Raw genomic sequence first — 17216 nt, 5'->3', positions numbered from 1 at the left:
TGTGCTAGTCTACCCCAAGTGGTATCCTGCTCCTTAACAAAGGTGGCCGATGCCGCTGTAATGGAAGGCCGCAAGGGCGGATGGCATGGGTTGGCACACCGTGATGGGTCGAAGTCATGTCGCTCGAAGGTATTCACTAAGGGAGGACTACATGTCTGCAAGAACGCTAACAGGCCTCGGGGCGGCGTTACTTGTAGGAATCGGAGCTTCGTTGGCCACGGCCGCAGGCATCGATAACTACAGTAATGTGACGGATTCCAGGCTAGCAAACCAAGAACACAATAATTGGCTGCAGGTTCGCGGCAATGATGAAGGCTGGCTCCACAGCAATCTGAACGAAATCAACTCGGGCAACGTAGGTAACCTGCGTCCGGTTTGGTCCTTTGCTACTGGAGTTGACGAGGGGCATCAAGCTCCTCCGCAGGTCAATGACGGAGTGATGTTTGTTGCAACCCCTCAAAACCAGGTTATTGCATTAGATGCAAAATCAGGAAAGCAACTCTGGCGCTATAAGAGGGAAATTCCTGAAGACCTTTTCCAATTGCATCCAACCAGTCGTGGTGTGGGGCTTTATGGTGATAAAGTTTACTTTGCGGCAACTGACTGTTTTCTGATCGCTCTTGACGCGAAAACAGGCGAAGTTGTCTGGGAAGTAGCCGTCGATGATTATCAGGCTGGATACTACATGTCCCTTCAACCATTTGTAAGGGATGGTAAAGTAGTAGTTGGCACCTCGGGTGGCGAATATGGTATTCGTGGACACATAGATGCCTTCGATTCCGAAACCGGCGAAAAAGTTTGGACCACCTATACTATTCCTGCTCCCGGCGAAGCTGGGCATGACACATGGCCAAATGATGATTCCTGGAAAACGGGCGGTGGCTCTGCCTGGAATACAGGGACCTATGACTCGGAAACCAATATCCTATATTGGGGCATAGGAAATGCCGCACCATGGATTGGTGAGACACGTGGTTTCATGGATAATCTTTACACGACTTCCGTGGTCGCTCTAGACCTCGATAGCGGTAAAATTATCGGACATCATCAGTATCACTGGAACGACTCTTGGGACTGGGATGAGGTATCACCGCCGATCATTCGACCAATCACATACGGCGGACGTACTTTCAAGGCCCTTGTTAATGTTGCCCGTAATGGCCACATTTTCGTGCTAGAGCCTACACCGGAAGGTCCAATTAACTTTGTAGATGCTTGGCCATATGTCTACGGTAATGTTGTAACAGACATTGACCCAAAGACCGGTCGCTTCACATACGACAAAGCACATTGGCCCGTACTCAACGAAAAAGTTGAGTTCTGCCCATCTCTGTGGGGGGGCAAGGACTGGCCTTCTGCAGCATACAATCCAGACACTGACATGATCTACATACCTGCGAATGAGAACATTTGTTCTACCCTTTTGGGTATTGATCAGGAATTCATCCAAGGTGAGCTATATCTTGGCGTGGACATTCCGATCCTCTTGAACGAGTTCTTCATGCGGGAAGGATGGGACCACATCGGTGAAATCCAAGCTTGGAATGTAAGCGACAAAAAAGAAGTTTGGACCCATAATTTCGATCATCACAACTGGGGACCAATTCTTTCAACTGGCGGCGGACTGCTCTTCGCTGGTGGCACAAACGACCATATGTTCCGTGCATTTGACGCAAGCAATGGCTCGGTACTTTGGGAATACCCAACGTCATCAGGCATTACCGCTGTACCAAGCACTTGGTCAATTGACGGCAAACAGTATGTTGGTGTCGTCTCTGGCTGGGGCGTAGATGCGGAACGCAAACAGGGCGTACTCCGTACTATCGTTCCTGGTTACGACGTGATGGTACCGCAAGGTGGCGCCATTCACGTATTCGCTTTGCCATAGAGCACTGCAAATACGTTTAACCTAATGATGGGTCGGGGCCCGAAAGGTGTCCCGACCCTTTTTTAGTAGCAATAGCTGCATTTTACTTCTGAGCGCTCGCTACACCAAAACCCTCATACTTTTCTAGCCAACTATCTAAGGGGACCTGAAAGGTATTTAACATCATGGATACCATGGTGTAGTTTCCAACAGCTGCCACCATATCCAGCACTTGCTTATCATCAAAGTACCCGATCAACTCCTTCCACGTGCTCTCTCTTACAGTTTTGAATGCAAAAAGGTCTTCACATAATTTGAGGGCCATTCTCTCTTCATTTCCCCAATGCGGATCTTTTGAACCGATTTCCAAGGCAGAAAAATCACTCATATTCATCGCCGCTTCCTCTTTAGCAATACGGACGTGCTGGGTCCATTCGTATTCAGAGCAACACAACCAGCCCGTCCGGAGAATGACTATCTCACGAATACGAGGAGTTAATGTGGACTTCAAGAGCACATGACTTGCAAATGGAAGCCACCTTTTTAATAACTTGGGATGACGGGCCAATGTCTTAAGAACGTTATAAAGATCGGCCTCGGTTTCGTAGCCAATTTTTTCGAAAAGAGCCTGTATTTCTGCATCCCACTCGCCCTTAGGGAGTGGAGATAGGCGTGGTTTTCCCATTACTAACCTCCGTTCCAAATTATTTGAGATCTCTACTGAACATCCAAACCCAGACTCACAACCTCAACATAGAAGGGGAATTTATTTGCAATCTAGTTGGTATTGCTGAGCAAAAGTCAAACTTGTGTTTTTAATTTCCTCCGGAGAGAACCCCTCGCTATATAAGGCTGAACCTAGACCAAAGCCATTTGCCCCCACTGCCCAATAAGCCCCAAGCAAAGATGGTGTAATTCCACCAACCGGTAATAGCCATACGTCTCGGGGCAATACAGCACGCCATGCCTTGAAAACCTTCGGAGTTATCAACTCTGCCGGAAAAACCTTTAACGCATCGGCACCCGCCTGAAGCGCTGCAAAAGCCTCCGTCGGTGTGCTGACACCAGGAACACTTACCATTTTCGCAGATTTTGTAGCAGTTATCACCGCAGGGTCCGAATGGGGACTGACGATAAAGTGACACCCAACCTCTTGTAATACTTTGACCTCACTAACTCGCGAGACGGTGCCTGCACCAACTACCATCTCGTCCCCCAACTCTCGGACACAAAGGGAGATAGTCTCAACTGCGTCCGGGCTGTTCATTGGAATTTCCAAAGAATTAAAGCCATTTTTGCGCAGTATATGCGCAACCGAGAGGGCTTGACCGGCAGTTATTCCCCTTAAGATAGGCACAAGCGGTAATACACTCACCTTTGTTTTCCAATGCCTAAAATCCATTTTGATTACCCAATGAGCCCCGCTGATCTTGCTATCCCTGAATAAACTTTCCCGACCGTATTTGTATTCATGATCTCTGCCGTAATTTCACACGCACCGAAGGCCCGTTTATATCTCTCAGTTAGATCGCTTGCGCCAATTAAGACGAAAACGGCATCCGTCATTCCAACTTCTGAGCGACCACTTCCAATCTCTCCTCCAATGAGTAAGCCTGAAAGGTAATCCGACACTTCAGTTGGCAGTAAATTCTTAAAAAGGACATTTGTCCGAGCCGAAAACAAGGTATGCAGAAGATTCTGATACTCGGAAAATCCCGCCCGAACTCCCCTATAGAAGGCATCGTCATTCATCACACGAGCTTGGTCATTAAGAACAGAAATGATGGTATGATTCAACACTGCATCGAATAGGTCACCAGTTAAAAACGTAGTGAATCCCGTAATGCTCTTATCTTGGATGTGGATCCATTTAGAGTGAGTGCCAGGAGCAACAACCATTAACTGATCTGAATACCCCCCAATCGCAAGTGATTGGACCTCTTCACCCCGAATAACATCAGGATTTCCCGAATTATCTAATGTCCGAACACCCGGCACAATCCAAATATTTTTTTCTTCACTTACACAAACCAATTCTTTGGACAAGCCTTCACTATTGACGGGCACCGGGCAGTATCCAGCATCTACCCAACCGGTTGAAGCACCAATCATGCCCGACATTAGAATAGGTAACGAACCCCATTGTGCGACCCACGGAGCAGCTAAAATCTTTAGTGAAGCCTCGTAGGCTCCATCCCTAATATTCGTTAAGCCATCACCATCAAAGTATGAATCTAAGATAATCCCCTCGCGGTTTAATAAGTAGCCCCGGCGATTGGTAGTGCCCCAATCTATGGCGATGAGACTTGGGGCAGGATTAGGAGCTGCCGTCATCTCGGCCCCTTTACAACTACCCTAAAAACGGGATCAAGTTTTTTAACGTTTGCCAATTTGGAAACGAAATTGGGGCCAATTGGACATATCCTCTTCAAACACACGCCTGTGATCCAATATCCGCTTAAACCAAGGATTCTCTGCCGCTTCTTCGTCTTCCCACTCCCTAGCAGCTTCAGCTCCCACTCGTATAAACTCATCATCCAAAATAACAAATTCATTCCCGTATTCTCTCATGGTCTTCAACGCAGCTATATCTCGATAGGCGTAACGGGACCAACTATCGAACGCCATCATTTTACCAGCCAATTTTAGAAGCTCTTGGTCTTCTTCTGACAGACCATTCCAAACATCAAGATTAAACGCACACTCTTGGGCCCCACCCGTCGCATGCAAACCCGGCATGATTATATATTTTGCAATTTTGTGAAATCCAGAGGGAAGATTAACGGCAGGAGAACTCCATTCAATCGCATCCACCACCCCCCGTTCCAAGGCAGGGTATACCTCGGCACCCGGTAAAATCACGGTGGATGCCCCTAATTTTCCAGCGATTTCCGCCCATGACCCCGCCGTTCGTAACTTAAGACCTTGCATGTCTTCTATCGTTTCTACTTTTTTGGTAGAGTGCAGAAATATCTCGGTTGGCGATATCTGACAGGGAATGGACGCTATGCCGAAAACCTCTTTACGATATTCAAACCACAATTCAGCGCCACCTGCTTCAAAAAGCCACATCAAAAACTCTTCGGGGGTTAAGTGCCCCGGACCGCCGCTCAAGGCGAGAGTGGCTTTGTCTATACCCCAGTCATAACCCATCCAACTATGACCAGCTTGCACAACCCCAGACCGTACTGTCTCCGAGACCTTCAAAGCACTTCCCAGCATCCCTCCCGGGAAAACATTTATTTGAATTCGACCATTTGTGAGTGTTTTCACTAATTCTGCAAATCCCTTTGCATCTTCCTCAAGAAACGGACCGCCACTCCATGCTGTCGCCATATTCCACATCTCGTCCGCTGAGGACCGCGAACCGATGCTCAAAAGAGAAACAACAAAAATAGCTACAATTATACGATGCATTTTCATACCTNGCANTCTCTGCTCCAAAATTANGCCNCAAAACCGGTTCCCTTTCCGTTTGAGGCAGCATGGCTTCTAAACCTTTAGTTGGCAGAACATACCGATATTAACACAGTGACCTTGCAGCGGTTATCAAGTGCAGGCCTTTATGTATATATTCTATAGCCAGACACNCGGGAAATATCTGACGGCACAAACCAACAGCAATAAATAAGAGCGTGTTTTTCCACAAAAGTCAAAAGGATGAACTTTCACGAAGAGTANCTGCTATCATGCTGCATTAAATTGGTCTAAAATTAACTTATTTGTATTACCCTACTCCCTTTTTGGCACCATATGCTTCAAATTACAGACCTTACCTATCGGATAAGTGGCCGCACCATCATTGACAGTGCATCGCTCCACATTGCCAATGGCCATCNCTGTGGGCTAGTAGGCATTAATGGTTCGGGAAAAACTACCTTATTCCGCCTAATTACAGGGGCCCTGATCCCTGACGATGGCTTGGTTCGAATTACGGGCTCTACTCGGATAGGAATTGTTACCCAAGACGCACCCACTAGTGACTTAAGCTTAATTAATTTTGTTTTATCAACTGACACTCTGTTNACAAAACTCGAAGCNGAAGCCGCGTCTAACCCCACACCAGATCGNCTCGCTGAGATTCATGAGGAACTCAGGGACATAGAAGCAGATACGGCGGTCTCACGTGCCGCCTCGATTTTAGCCGGTTTGGGATTCAATGAAGCCGCACAAGCTCGCCCATGCAACGAATTCTCAGGTGGATGGCGNATGAGAGTGGCCCTTGCCTGTACTCTTTATGCACAGCCGGACCTTCTACTTTTAGATGAGCCAACCAACCACCTCGATATTGAGTCTGTTTCATGGCTAAAAAGTTACTTATCTCGCTTCCCCGGGACTCTCATCATTATTAGCCATGATCGTGATTTGCTAAATCAAAGCGTACAGAAAATAATCCACTTAGAAAGTGGAAAATTGGATACCTATCAAGGTGGCTATGACCAATTCAGGAAGAAAGCCACCGAAATCGGCTCAAGAAGAGAAGGTCTCCGCCACAAACAACTTAAAGAGAGGGCACGTATCCAAAGTTTCATTGATAGGTTCAAAGCCAAGGCTACAAAGGCCCGGCAGGCTCAGAGTAGAATAAAATTACTGGAAAAAATGGACCCAGTACTTGAATCTTCGCAAGATCAGAGTAGTCCTCTGCACTTCCCACAGCCACTACATCTATTACCACCTCCATTAGTCACCACGACTAACGTATCCGTCGGCTATGGAGAGCACGTTGTTCTTCAAGATCTTAATCTGCAGATTGATCCTGACGACCGCATAGCAATACTAGGGGCAAATGGTNTGGGAAAATCTACATTAGTCAAACTGCTTGCTGGCAGAATGAAACCGTTAAGCGGGGCAATTCAAAAATCCCAAAAAATAAAATCTGGCTATTTCTCCCAAGACCAAACTGATGAACTGGATGGAGATTTGACCCCCTTCCAAACTCTTCAAACTAATCTACCTGAAGTAAGGGAAGAACAAGTCCGTTCGCATTTAGGAACATTTGGGTTTAGCGCCTCGAAAGCTGATACGAAGGTATCTGCGTTATCTGGTGGTGAAAAGTCCCGGCTATTATTTGCCCTAATAAGCCATGATCGCCCCAATTTTCTGGTGCTTGATGAGCCAACCAACCACTTGGATATTATGGGACGAGAGACGCTGGTCTCCGCTCTAAATGAGTATATGGGCGCTGTCGTACTTGTTAGCCACGACATTCATACCATCAATCTTGTGGCTGAACGNCTATGGCTGGTAGCAGATGGAACATGTACTCCCTATGATGGCTCTCTAGAAAATTATCAAAGCTCTTTAGGGAAATCGCACTACCCTCACCAGCGGGAGCCCTCGGTCACCAGCCCTCAGCCGTCTTTTAATCGAAAGGCTCAAAGAAAAAAACGTGCGGAACAACGTGAAAACACAGTTCAACTGAGAAGTTCTATTAGCCGATCAGAACATAAAATTGAAAATCTCGCGAACATTATCACTCAACTGGAGGAAAAACTCGCAGATCCAGAAACCTACCGTTCTGAAGTTGAAGACTTTTCTACTCTCTCCCAACGCCTCGACAAAGCCCGCAAAGAACTCTCGGCTGAGGAACACATCTGGGTTGAAGCTGTCGAAAAATTAGAATCTCAAAAGTTTCTTTCCTAATATATTTGGAAGAAAAATCTATGTTACTCCAAGAGTGAGAAGATACCGAATGCAGTATTATACATTAATAGTGTAGAGTTCTGACATACATCTATTTATATCTTTCAAAAAGAAACCTTCTAAAAAGTGGTTATNCTACGTAAGCAAATATCCAACTATACCAATTTTATAAGATCGCATTGGCATTTGCTTTCCTTTGGATTCTTGATGNTATTTTTTTCAAGCTTCGGGCAGACGTTCTTTGTAGGAGTTTTCACACCAAGTATTGAGAGCCACTTTGACCTAAGCCATAGTGAATGGGGGTCTATTTTTATGGCCGGGACTATACTCTCAGCATTGATCTTACCACTAACAGGAAGCGTCCTGGATTACGTTCCCCTAAAGTTATATGCAATCTTCGTCTCGTGTTTACTTGCAATCGCCTGCGTATGTGCCGGATTATCGACTAATGTCTTTCTTCTAGTCCTTTCCGTATTTCTTCTTCGGCAAGCCGGGCAAGGCCTTGCCACCCACACAGCCGTAACAGCGACATTAAAGGGCTTTGGCAAAGATAGAGGCAAGGCAGTAGCTATTACAGGACTAGGGTTTCCTCTGGGTAGGGGAATTCTTCCAATTGCCGCTATCTTCTTGATTACAAGTTTAGGATGGCAGATCACCTATATTCTATGTGGCATCCTGGTATTGCTTTGCATGTTACCCGCGACCCTTTTCTTACTCAGAGCAAAACCAAATGGGAACAAAAATGCCCCTCATGAAAACCATGACTCAAATCACCAGCCANGAGAGAAACCCAGNAGCACAGTCAAAGGTGCCCTCAGCACGCCGTTATTCTATCTGTTGATACCCGGAATTTTAGTCCCCTCTTTTCTAGATACAGCACTGGCGTTTCATGTTTTGCTCATCGCAGATCTAAAACATTGGCCCATAACCTTAGTACTTTCGGGATACGCGTTTTATGCAGTCATGAGTTTAATGTCATCTGTTTGGGCAGGTCCCATACTTGATCGTTTTGGCTCTAGAGAATTGCTGAAGTACTCCCTCGCTCCAGCGATTATGGGCCTGATTATTCTTATGTACTGCGACAATCCCGTATGGGCATTTATATATCTTGGGCTCTTTGGGGCAGTATCTGGTCTCCGGATGACACTAATTCCATTTGCACTTTCAGAGATTTATGGCACAAGATACATAGCGAGTATACGAAGCTTTGTTGCATCACTCTCAATATTCGCNTCCGCTCTGGGCCCTCCCGTGCTTGGNATTTTCCTNGATCTCCAATTTACCATAACAAAAATCGGTTGGATTTATATTTTGTATTTAATACCTGCCNTAGCGNTAACCTTAGTGGCCACGCGTCTATANAANAAATCGTTTAGGAAGATTCAGGNGNGGCAGAAATTCTAGAAGAATGGTGAGACAAAATTTTCCATTTGAGGCCAACATTCTCCAGAACAAAAGTAAACCTNGCGGGAACGCTGGATACTTGGCNATCCTCATGTAATTNGAAGTCGTANAGCCCGTTNGCNANTGCNATGGANCCCCCNCTTAANTCCTCACATNTTATATATGTNATCTTACCTATCGGNNCCAGCCTAAGAAAATTTTTAAAATACTCACGGATATCTTTCGTCCCTTTTCGNACACCNTTNTCCACTGTCCCCAAAAGAACNGCATCATCTTTATAGAGCTCCACCACNGCGTCNACATNATGTGAAGCGAGTGTTTCCAGCCACTCTTCAACNAATTCATCTGGTGTTTGCATANCCACGTCTACTTAATAGTATAGGAGACTTTACAANCCCCANAANGCNNGCNTNCGGGGNNGGNNCNCAGNTATCTCACNAAAATNTTTTAACAACACTTCTCTTGCTTCCCANCACNCNTTCTCTTNTCATTTAACANGNCGCGATCAAAATTTTCNCCAAACTCNGTGGAATTTCCCTCNGTAACAAANGTTTCCCANGGNATACCTTGNGGNTCAGAAACCCANACCTTCTGGCCCGTCGCATAACAACAGACCGTNCTTTCCTGGTGNACCACAGGCTGTCCCGCATCTGCCAAACGCGTAGCCTGTTCGGTGAGCGAGGCNTTATCCTCGCACTGAATNCCGAGATGGTCCACTCCNACCCGGCTCTCACATCGATTAGAAATAGCAAANTTTACCCGCGGATCCTCCANGGCCCATTTGGCGTAGTCNNCCTCNAGAACTGTGGGNNTCANTCCAAAAAGGCTNGTGTAAAACCTAACGGAAGAGGNCAAATCCTCCACTCCCAGATGAATATGCATGCGTTTCATGGCATTCCCTANTTAAACTAATCTCACNGAAATAACCCTAACACACCAATCNTTNANAATTTATACCAATAATNATTNCAAGGCTAGTTCGATAAGACGGACTTTCGAAACCGATCNATAGCGGTAACNCCATCAAANGAATGAGGGAANACCAANTCNGGAGGCTTTGCAAANACCTTGATGTTCATAAAAACTGGNCCNGNTCTTCCATAGACCATCTTGCGGATCTCNTCACTNTCTTCTTCGTTCTGGAAAGTTGCNGTCTCCTTAATCCCACATCCTCTGGCTACTTGCTCCAGATCTGTANGNCCTGCCGTCGCCGTNGGNTGACCACCTGTTTCAGCATAAGATTCNTTATCCATAACNAGTANAACAAGGTTTTNTGGACCTTGATTAGCNATGGTNGCAAGAATTCCTAGGCTCATNANCAGTTCNCCATCNCCCGTAACAAGGAGAACTCGTTTTTCTTTTTGGGCCATGGCCAAGCCCANAGCAAAAGCCCCTGCCTGTCCCATAGCACCTATAAAACAAAAATTTTTGTGATGATCACCAATAGCACTTAAATCCCAAGTNGAGGAGCCCAGNCCTGAAACAGCCAANAAATCTTTGGGTCTGTCGCNCAAAATTGATTTTAGCAAAGGACGTCTCTCCAACATCACTCATCCCTCCTTGAACTGCTTAGCCCCAATCATCTTTTGAGATAAAAGAACGGCTGAAGATTGGCGTGTGTTGAATGAAAAATTGGCGGCTGCATCCACGGTAGCGCCAACGTCTTCCTTCCGATCGGCTCTGAAGACCTTTACATCCATAGCGCCCAACACTGAAGGGGTCGCCTGCCCCATAGGAACTTGCCAGGGAATAAATTCGCCCCACTCCCCCCGCATGGAAACAATAGTAAAGAACGGAATTCTACAAATTTGGGGAAGTGCAAGGGCATTTATGCAGTTCCCTACCCCGCTTGACTGCATGAGCAAAACGCCTTTTCGGCCTCCGGCCCATGCACCAGACAAAAGGCCAACGCCTTCTTCCTCTGTTGTTAAGGTAACCACATCTATATCGTTCTGACGCTCGCAAAGCTGTATTAATGGAGTATGGCCTGCATCTGGAACATGCCCAACAAGGGTAATATTCTGACTTCTAAACACTGTGAACATGTCCTCGTGCCAATTAAGTTTCTCGCTATTCATCATAAAATCCACATTCCGATTTAACCAGTTTCAAACACAACCTTCGTGGCTCTTTCCTCGCAAGAGCGGATAAAAAGGTTTAGGCAATGCCTCACCGACCCAACGCGATCGGGCACTCATGTAATGGGTTGCCAAACCCCTCCGCCTGTTACCGGTTTGATTTGGGCCCGATCTATGCAAAAGCAATCCATGGTGAAAAGACACATCCCCCGCTTTTAGTAGAATTGGTTGCTCAGCCCCTCTATCAATAATTTCCTCAGGAACATGCATATCCTCCCGATCTCCAACCATCCAGACCTCGGAATGAGGCAAGGCTCCTCCAAGATGGCTCCCAGGCACCACCCACAAACAACCATTCTCCAGAGTAACATCGTCTAAGGCGGTCCAAGCCGACACTAACTCCATGGGCCTTATGGGAAAGTATGGGGAATCCTGATGATATGTTTTCTCCATTCCACCAGGAGGCTTCATAAATAACTGATCCGTTAAAAGCTTAATATCAGGTCCTAGCAGAGACTCAATAACATCAAGAAGCATCGGTCTTTTGGCATGTTCCATGAACACAGCATCGTTTTTGGCACAATTATTGAGTTTCCTTAGATAATCTATACTAAGCCCATGGCTCTCTGTACCAGGTTCGAACTCCATATCGCTTCGGGGAAAGGCACTCCGACCAGACGCTATGGTCTCAACCCGCTGGCGTAACTCCTGGATAGCGCCTTCGGCCATTAACTGTTCTATTACCAAAATCCCATTAGACTGAAAGTCAGATATTTGTTGTTTCGTAAGCATTACCCCCCCCAAATGCTATCCAGAAACGTACCAGCCAGAATTCAGTTATCCACAATTTTCGAATTAATCTTCAGATGACAAGGCCTTGCTAGCATCTACCAACGGCTTGACAACTTTCCTTTTTAAGTCAATTCCAACTCCGCATTTACAGCCAGGGCACTCATAGCACGCATCTATTCCTAATTCGATAGCGGCCTCCAACGCCTTATTCGCGTCGTCTCTCGTAGCAACAGGATCCAACCTTATCCGCTGTAATTTCAGAAGCGAAAATGGGTTGCCTGCTTTATAAGCCTTATTTTCATCTCGCTGTTCGATACCTTGGTCGAAATTCCTAGCATGCATTGGGCAGTTATCTAGGCACGCGTAGCATTCTATGCAGGCTGTTAGTGCATGATAATCCTCGGGAGCCTCCACGTCTAAATCATTCCCGCGCAATGTACTTGGCACCCTTCCCCGAAGCTGTCTGGCAATTCCATCCCGCTTGGAGACCATATCTCTAATGACCGGGAGTGTGGAGGGAGCGCTAAGCTGATCACCCTCACGAACTCGCGCTCGGCAACCTACCCTTGGCCGTCCATTGATATCTATCGTGCACAGCCCACAGGTTCGATTTCGGCAACCATACCTAAACGATAAATCGGGAATGTCAGTTGCCTGCGCCTGAAGTAAAACATCCAAGGCCATTGGCCTTTCGCCTTCTTCACGCGGCGCGTACTCGAAAGGGACTAATCTCTTTTCACCACCACGAATTATGGCTAATTCAACTTTCACGCCGCCTCTAACTCCTCCCCATTAGAGACTTTACGTTCAGCCTCAGGTCTTTCTGTCTCCAACGAACCCATAACATCTCGAAATTTCTTCTCCACAATTCTATCCTGCAATACCAAAGGCAAAAACCAAAGGACCTTCAGCTCTAATCTACGTTTCAGTCCATGATAGGCATGTACCAACAACGTTGACCATGGCGTGGAAGGCCTATCCAGCTTACAGGTTTGAAGGGCCCCAGACTTAGCGTGAAACACCCCAACAGAATAAGGTTTCGTAAACAAAACGGAGGTATTACCTCCGTCCATCCTAATATGCGCCCCTAAGCTATTTGGTCGATTTAAGGCGGAAACTGCGACTGCCTCTGCTGTGTCCAGCATATTCAGGAACTCGACATAATCGATGAAGGCCTGGTTCCATATGGACTCATCACTCACAGCTATGCTTGAAGCTTGTTTCCTAAAATCCGCCACCTGCCTCAAAAATCTCTCTAAACCAACTCGGCTCCGAGCCGGACCAATTCCATTCCAGGCTGCTTTCTGCAGCTCCCTTATCATTCCGGAACCTGACCTATCGCCCTCCTGTCCAAAGACTTCAAGGTAACTCCTCAGCGCAATCTCAAACTCCGAAGATAGACTTTTCTTCTCCTCCGGCGTTTTCTTGACCCGTAATTCAGCCGCCTTGTGCCCAGCCCTAGCGCCAAAAATAGGTCCCTCCGATAAGGATGTTGAGCCTAGGCGATTGCCACCAAAAACACCGCCCATTGCCTGTCCTGCAGCAAACAAACCCCGAACCGGCTGGCGGTTGGCCAGTGCCTCAGCGCTACCTTCCGCATCAACCCGGACGCCACCCATGCAATAATGTGCACCGGGTCTAACTTCCCATATTTCCTTGAACTCAGCCGCCGCACGGCCCAAGGCTTGCCGGACCGTTACCATTACCCCGCTTACAGCAGTATGGACAAATTTTACGTAATATTTTGCCGATCTTTCACCTTTAACATTTGCCGTTAAATCTAGGTAACAGCCTCCATTCTCAGTGCCGTTTCCAGCTTCCACCGCCCTAACCATTGCAGCTGCGCATTCAGCGCGAGTCCTGAGCATAACGCTATCTAATATTACTTTGCCGTCGGCCCCACGGATAACCCCCAGATATCCGGCGGTTACCGGTTCACCCGCTAACAAACCCTCGTATGATGGCGGCGACGTCAAGCAAAACGGCAAAAATTGCACCTGTTCCATATCAACTAGCTCTGCGCCTGCCCGGGCTGCCACTGCATAAGAGTCCCCCGTATTACCACGCATGGTATCTGTATTCGGAAAATATAAGGTGCTCAAACCACCCGCCGCAATAACTACGGCTGGAGCTTGAACAGTAATTAGGCACCCTTCCCCGGCATCGTAAATGAGGCCGCCCACCACCACGGGACCCTCTGGCCCGTCCTCGGTCACAATGTCCAAAAACCAAGCGTCTTCTATATAGTCAACGCCATCTCCCTGCACGACAGCATTCCACGCCGCATGACCTACCGCCAGGCCGCCATTATCATGACTAACCGACCTACGGTGGCTGTGTCCCCCAAGGGCAATCGGCAGTACCACCGGCCCGCCATTTTTAGAATCAATTCTGGGGCGCACCCCTTGACGACGCAGCCAATCATATGCCTCCTCAGAATCCTCAGCAAAAGCCTCAGTGATCTCCGGAACAGGGAGGTCTCCACCAGCAAGCCGAAGATTGTCAGATAACACTTCATGACTATCACTTTCTTCAGCCACACCTCGAACCGTGACTATGCCCTCGGCAATTTTACTATCCGAACAACCGATTGGATCTTTTGTAACTACAAGTACTCTAGCGCCATCGCGAGAGGCAGCATGCGCCGCCGCACTCCCCGCACCGCCTGAGCCAACCACAATTACGTCATAAGAAAGCACTACTGTTTCTTTATCCACAATCTCACCCTGCCTCGTATTCCTAAGTTTTTAAGGGGATTAAACGCGTCATGCCAAAAACCAAAATCAACACGATGATCCCTACTCCATTGCTTACCATCTCCGGATACGCCAGAGCCAACCCGCCAATGATAAGTATCACCCTATAAATCCATGACAGAAGATCTGAGTAAAAAGAACCCACCAATATAAGATGTCCCTGTAACCCCGCTGCTATCATTACTATCCCCACCACTGCAGTACATACCTCAACAATAACAGTTAAAGCATCCCCATTAAGTACCAACGCTGGATTTAACACAAAAAAGAAGGGTAAAAAATATACAATGCTTCCCAGCCGCATTGCCTCGAAACCAGTCCGCATAGGTGTCGCGCCAGCCAAGCTAGCTGCAGCAAAAGCTCCCAATGCCACCGGTGGGGTAATAAACGAAATCATTCCCCAATATAGGATGAATAAATGTACGGCTATTGGATCCAATCCTAAGCCAATGAGAGCTGGAGCTAAAACAATAGCAAGCAATATATAAGCAGCTGTTACGGTCATGCCAACGCCCAGTATAAATGCCGTTGCCGCCCCCATAAACAGCAACGGCATTAACTCACCCCCCGCTAACCTGGTAATCTCTCCCGAAAAAGAACTGGCCACGCCGGTCATCATCAACCCACCGATAATAAGTCCGACAGCGGCCAAAATAGCAACTAACTCCGTGAGCAATCGCCCACTAGATTCTAAGAACCCAGACACCTTGTCCAAGGAAATACGTATCTCTTTGGGTGCCTGGCTCAAAGCCAGCAATATCACTCCAGCACCTAAAGGCACCGTTGTAACAAATGCAGCGGAAAATTTTACGCTAGCTATAATAATGGCCAGAAAAGCTAAGATTGCACCTCCAAGTATGTAGTACCAAACGTCCTGCCGCTTCAGTTTCCCAAATTGGCTTAAAGCTAGAAGCGCCACCGTTGCATAGAAGGGAGCATGGGCTTCACGTTTCAAATAAATTAGTAGGTAAACTAATAGTAGGAACCCAAAAATATAATACCAGCCCTCAGAAAGGGTTTTCCTAACAGAAGGCAACTCAGATTTGGGCAAACCTTGAATATCATTTCGCGCGGCATACGAGTCGATTTGTACAAAAAGTCCAAAAAAGTAAAGGAAAGACGGAACAACAGCCGCCAAAGCCACGGCCACGTATGGGATATCCAAGAAAGAAGCCATGACAAAGGCCGTCGCCCCCATAACCGGAGGCATTAATACCCCGCCCGTAGAGGCGCAAGCTTCAATTCCACCAGCGTAACGGGGTGGATAACCTGTCCTTTTCATAGCGGGTATTGTCATAGATCCAGTGGTAAGAATATTAGTGACAACGCTGCCGCTCAACGAGCCAAATAAACCACTGGCAAATATTGCTACCTTGGCCGGGCCGCCCCTCACGCCTCCCAATACTGCAAAGGCTAGATTTATGAAAAAGCGACCGCCACCTGTACTTTGCAAGGCAACTCCAAACAAAATAAATCCTACTATTAACGTTCCGAAGACCCTGAGAGGAATACCCAACACGGATTCCTCACTCATCATGTGGTAACTTGCTGTAGCAACTATATCTTGTGATAACCCCGACAGAACTGCTGGCATAAATTGCATATCTGCAAATATAGGATACAAGGAAAATGTTCCGAATATGATGGCGATCCCCCAACCGCCGGTGCGGCGCGCGGCCTCCATGATCAATAACCAAAAAACAAACGCCATGGCGACAGGCCCCGTTGGCGAAATAAATTCCCAACCCTCCTGCAGGCTAGTCAATCCGGTTACCGAAAAATAACCACCGACACTTAGGCAAATTAGGAATAAGAAAATGTCATAAAGGGGAATATGAGACCGTGGAGAATTAGCTGTAGCCGGAAAAACTAAAAAAACATTGGAAAGGAACAACGCAAGCAGCAAGTACAGATAACTATTTTCTAAAACTGCCAGGCCTGTCAAAGTATGAAGACCCATAATTTGATACACTGAAAATAACAGGCCAGCAATAGCGGACGAAAGAAATATTAGCCTCGAGTATCTCGTCAGAGACCGGAAACGAGCAGGTGACTTGGTGTCCTCATAATCATTGCCTTCGGCGGACTTTTTTATTCCCCCCATACCGTGTCCATTCCAGCTTCCGACAAGGCAACAAAGCGAGCCTGCATCCACTCTTCATAGAAAGTTTCCTCAGGAATGTCCTTCTTCAAGAATTCATTCCAAGCAAGCGACAAGGCATCCTGCCTCGCTACTAACCCATCGTTGTGGACTTGATGTTCCTCAGTCCAGACACCTATTTCCCTAAAATATTGAACCGCACCATCATGATACGGTACGATCCAATCAAACACCTGACGCTCCATTGCAAAACCCACACCACTAGAGTGCGCATCCTTGAACTCCTCATAATTGATATGGATGAGCCTCGCAAGATCGTAAGCCATTTGCCCATCTCTATCGGCGTACGTAATTAAGATGGGATAACCGTAACTTCCCCCTTCCAAAGGATTATCAACCGAAAGATCCACTCCTGCAGTACCAATTGCGGGCTTTATCCACGGGGCCTTAAGATTCATGCGATGCCAGCCTGCAACATAATCGTGCGGCTTCGGAATAAAATACAACCCTCTAGGGGAGCCAGCCAACTGATACAAAGCTGATGTATTCGTACTAGCAATGGCGGCATTAATGGT

The 17216-nt window shown here is 47.1% G+C and carries 14 protein-coding genes and 2 pseudogenes; 3 read left to right on the top strand and 13 right to left on the bottom strand.

Annotated elements, in window-relative coordinates; translation table 11 throughout:
• The first annotated feature begins 151 nt into the window (after positions 1–151).
• Positions 152–1888 carry a PQQ-dependent dehydrogenase, methanol/ethanol family gene (locus CMM32_06750; GenBank protein MBT06597.1) on the top strand — a complete coding sequence of 579 codons (1737 nt, stop codon included), beginning with the start codon at positions 152–154 and terminating at the stop codon, positions 1886–1888.
• 82 nt (positions 1889–1970) lie between these two features.
• Here the strand turns inward: CMM32_06750 and CMM32_06745 are convergent, their stop codons facing one another.
• The 4 genes from CMM32_06745 to CMM32_06730 form a co-directional block, all read right to left on the bottom strand.
• Positions 1971–2552: a carboxymuconolactone decarboxylase gene (locus CMM32_06745; protein ID MBT06596.1), complete on the bottom strand. Its 582-nt coding sequence runs from the start codon at positions 2550–2552 to the stop codon at positions 1971–1973.
• 81 nt (positions 2553–2633) lie between these two features.
• Positions 2634–3269, bottom strand: coding sequence for a 2-dehydro-3-deoxy-6-phosphogalactonate aldolase (locus CMM32_06740; GenBank protein MBT06595.1), 636 nt, complete (start codon positions 3267–3269; stop codon positions 2634–2636).
• Positions 3270–3274: 5 nt separating this feature from the next.
• Positions 3275–4201, bottom strand: a complete 927-nt coding sequence (locus CMM32_06735; protein MBT06594.1) for a hypothetical protein — start codon at positions 4199–4201, stop codon at positions 3275–3277.
• Positions 4202–4243: 42 nt separating this feature from the next.
• Complete coding sequence (locus CMM32_06730) at positions 4244–5290, bottom strand: C4-dicarboxylate ABC transporter substrate-binding protein (GenBank protein MBT06593.1); 1047 nt, start codon at positions 5288–5290, stop codon at positions 4244–4246.
• 330 nt (positions 5291–5620) lie between these two features.
• Here CMM32_06730 and CMM32_06725 point away from each other — a divergent pair, with 330 nt between their 5' ends.
• Positions 5621–7510 (top strand): glycosyl transferase family 1, encoded by a 1890-nt coding sequence (locus tag CMM32_06725; protein MBT06592.1) that lies wholly within the window; start codon positions 5621–5623, stop codon positions 7508–7510.
• Between the two features lie 207 nt (positions 7511–7717).
• Entirely contained in the window at positions 7718–8914 is a 1197-nt protein-coding gene (locus CMM32_06720; protein ID MBT06591.1) for a hypothetical protein, read from the top strand.
• Here CMM32_06720 and CMM32_06715 read toward each other — a convergent pair.
• The 9 genes and pseudogenes from CMM32_06715 to CMM32_06675 all read right to left on the bottom strand — a co-directional run.
• Positions 8883–9272: pseudogene (locus CMM32_06715) on the bottom strand (hypothetical protein). The gene CMM32_06720 and the pseudogene CMM32_06715 overlap by 32 nt on opposite strands.
• Positions 9273–9361: 89 nt before the next feature.
• Positions 9362–9805, bottom strand: a pseudogene (locus CMM32_06710) (glyoxalase/bleomycin resistance/dioxygenase family protein).
• A gap of 83 nt (positions 9806–9888) precedes the next feature.
• The gene (locus CMM32_06705; GenBank protein MBT06590.1) at positions 9889–10464 is read right to left on the bottom strand and encodes an aldehyde dehydrogenase; all 576 of its coding nucleotides are present in this window, start codon (positions 10462–10464) and stop codon (positions 9889–9891) included.
• The gene (locus CMM32_06700; protein ID MBT06589.1) at positions 10465–10959 is read right to left on the bottom strand and encodes a phosphonopyruvate decarboxylase; all 495 of its coding nucleotides are present in this window, start codon (positions 10957–10959) and stop codon (positions 10465–10467) included.
• 63 nt (positions 10960–11022) lie between these two features.
• Entirely contained in the window at positions 11023–11784 is a 762-nt protein-coding gene (locus CMM32_06695; GenBank protein ID MBT06588.1) for a hypothetical protein, read from the bottom strand.
• Between the two features lie 63 nt (positions 11785–11847).
• Positions 11848–12555: a hypothetical protein gene (locus CMM32_06690; protein ID MBT06587.1), complete on the bottom strand. Its 708-nt coding sequence runs from the start codon at positions 12553–12555 to the stop codon at positions 11848–11850.
• Positions 12552–14501 carry a hypothetical protein gene (locus CMM32_06685; GenBank protein MBT06586.1) on the bottom strand — a complete coding sequence of 650 codons (1950 nt, stop codon included), beginning with the start codon at positions 14499–14501 and terminating at the stop codon, positions 12552–12554. Before CMM32_06685 ends, CMM32_06690 begins: the two co-directional genes overlap by 4 nt.
• A 22-nt stretch (positions 14502–14523) precedes the next feature.
• Positions 14524–16644 carry a C4-dicarboxylate ABC transporter gene (locus CMM32_06680; protein ID MBT06585.1) on the bottom strand — a complete coding sequence of 707 codons (2121 nt, stop codon included), beginning with the start codon at positions 16642–16644 and terminating at the stop codon, positions 14524–14526.
• Positions 16632–17216: C4-dicarboxylate ABC transporter (locus tag CMM32_06675; protein ID MBT06584.1), on the bottom strand; the 585-nt coding region annotated here is incomplete at its 5' end. The genes CMM32_06675 and CMM32_06680, both read right to left, overlap by 13 nt.

Source organism: Rhodospirillaceae bacterium, assembly GCA_002728255.1.
Classification (GTDB): Bacteria; Pseudomonadota; Alphaproteobacteria; order UBA7887; family UBA7887.
Note: the sequence above shows the minus strand (reverse complement) of the source record. Positions and strands in the feature narration are given on the sequence as shown.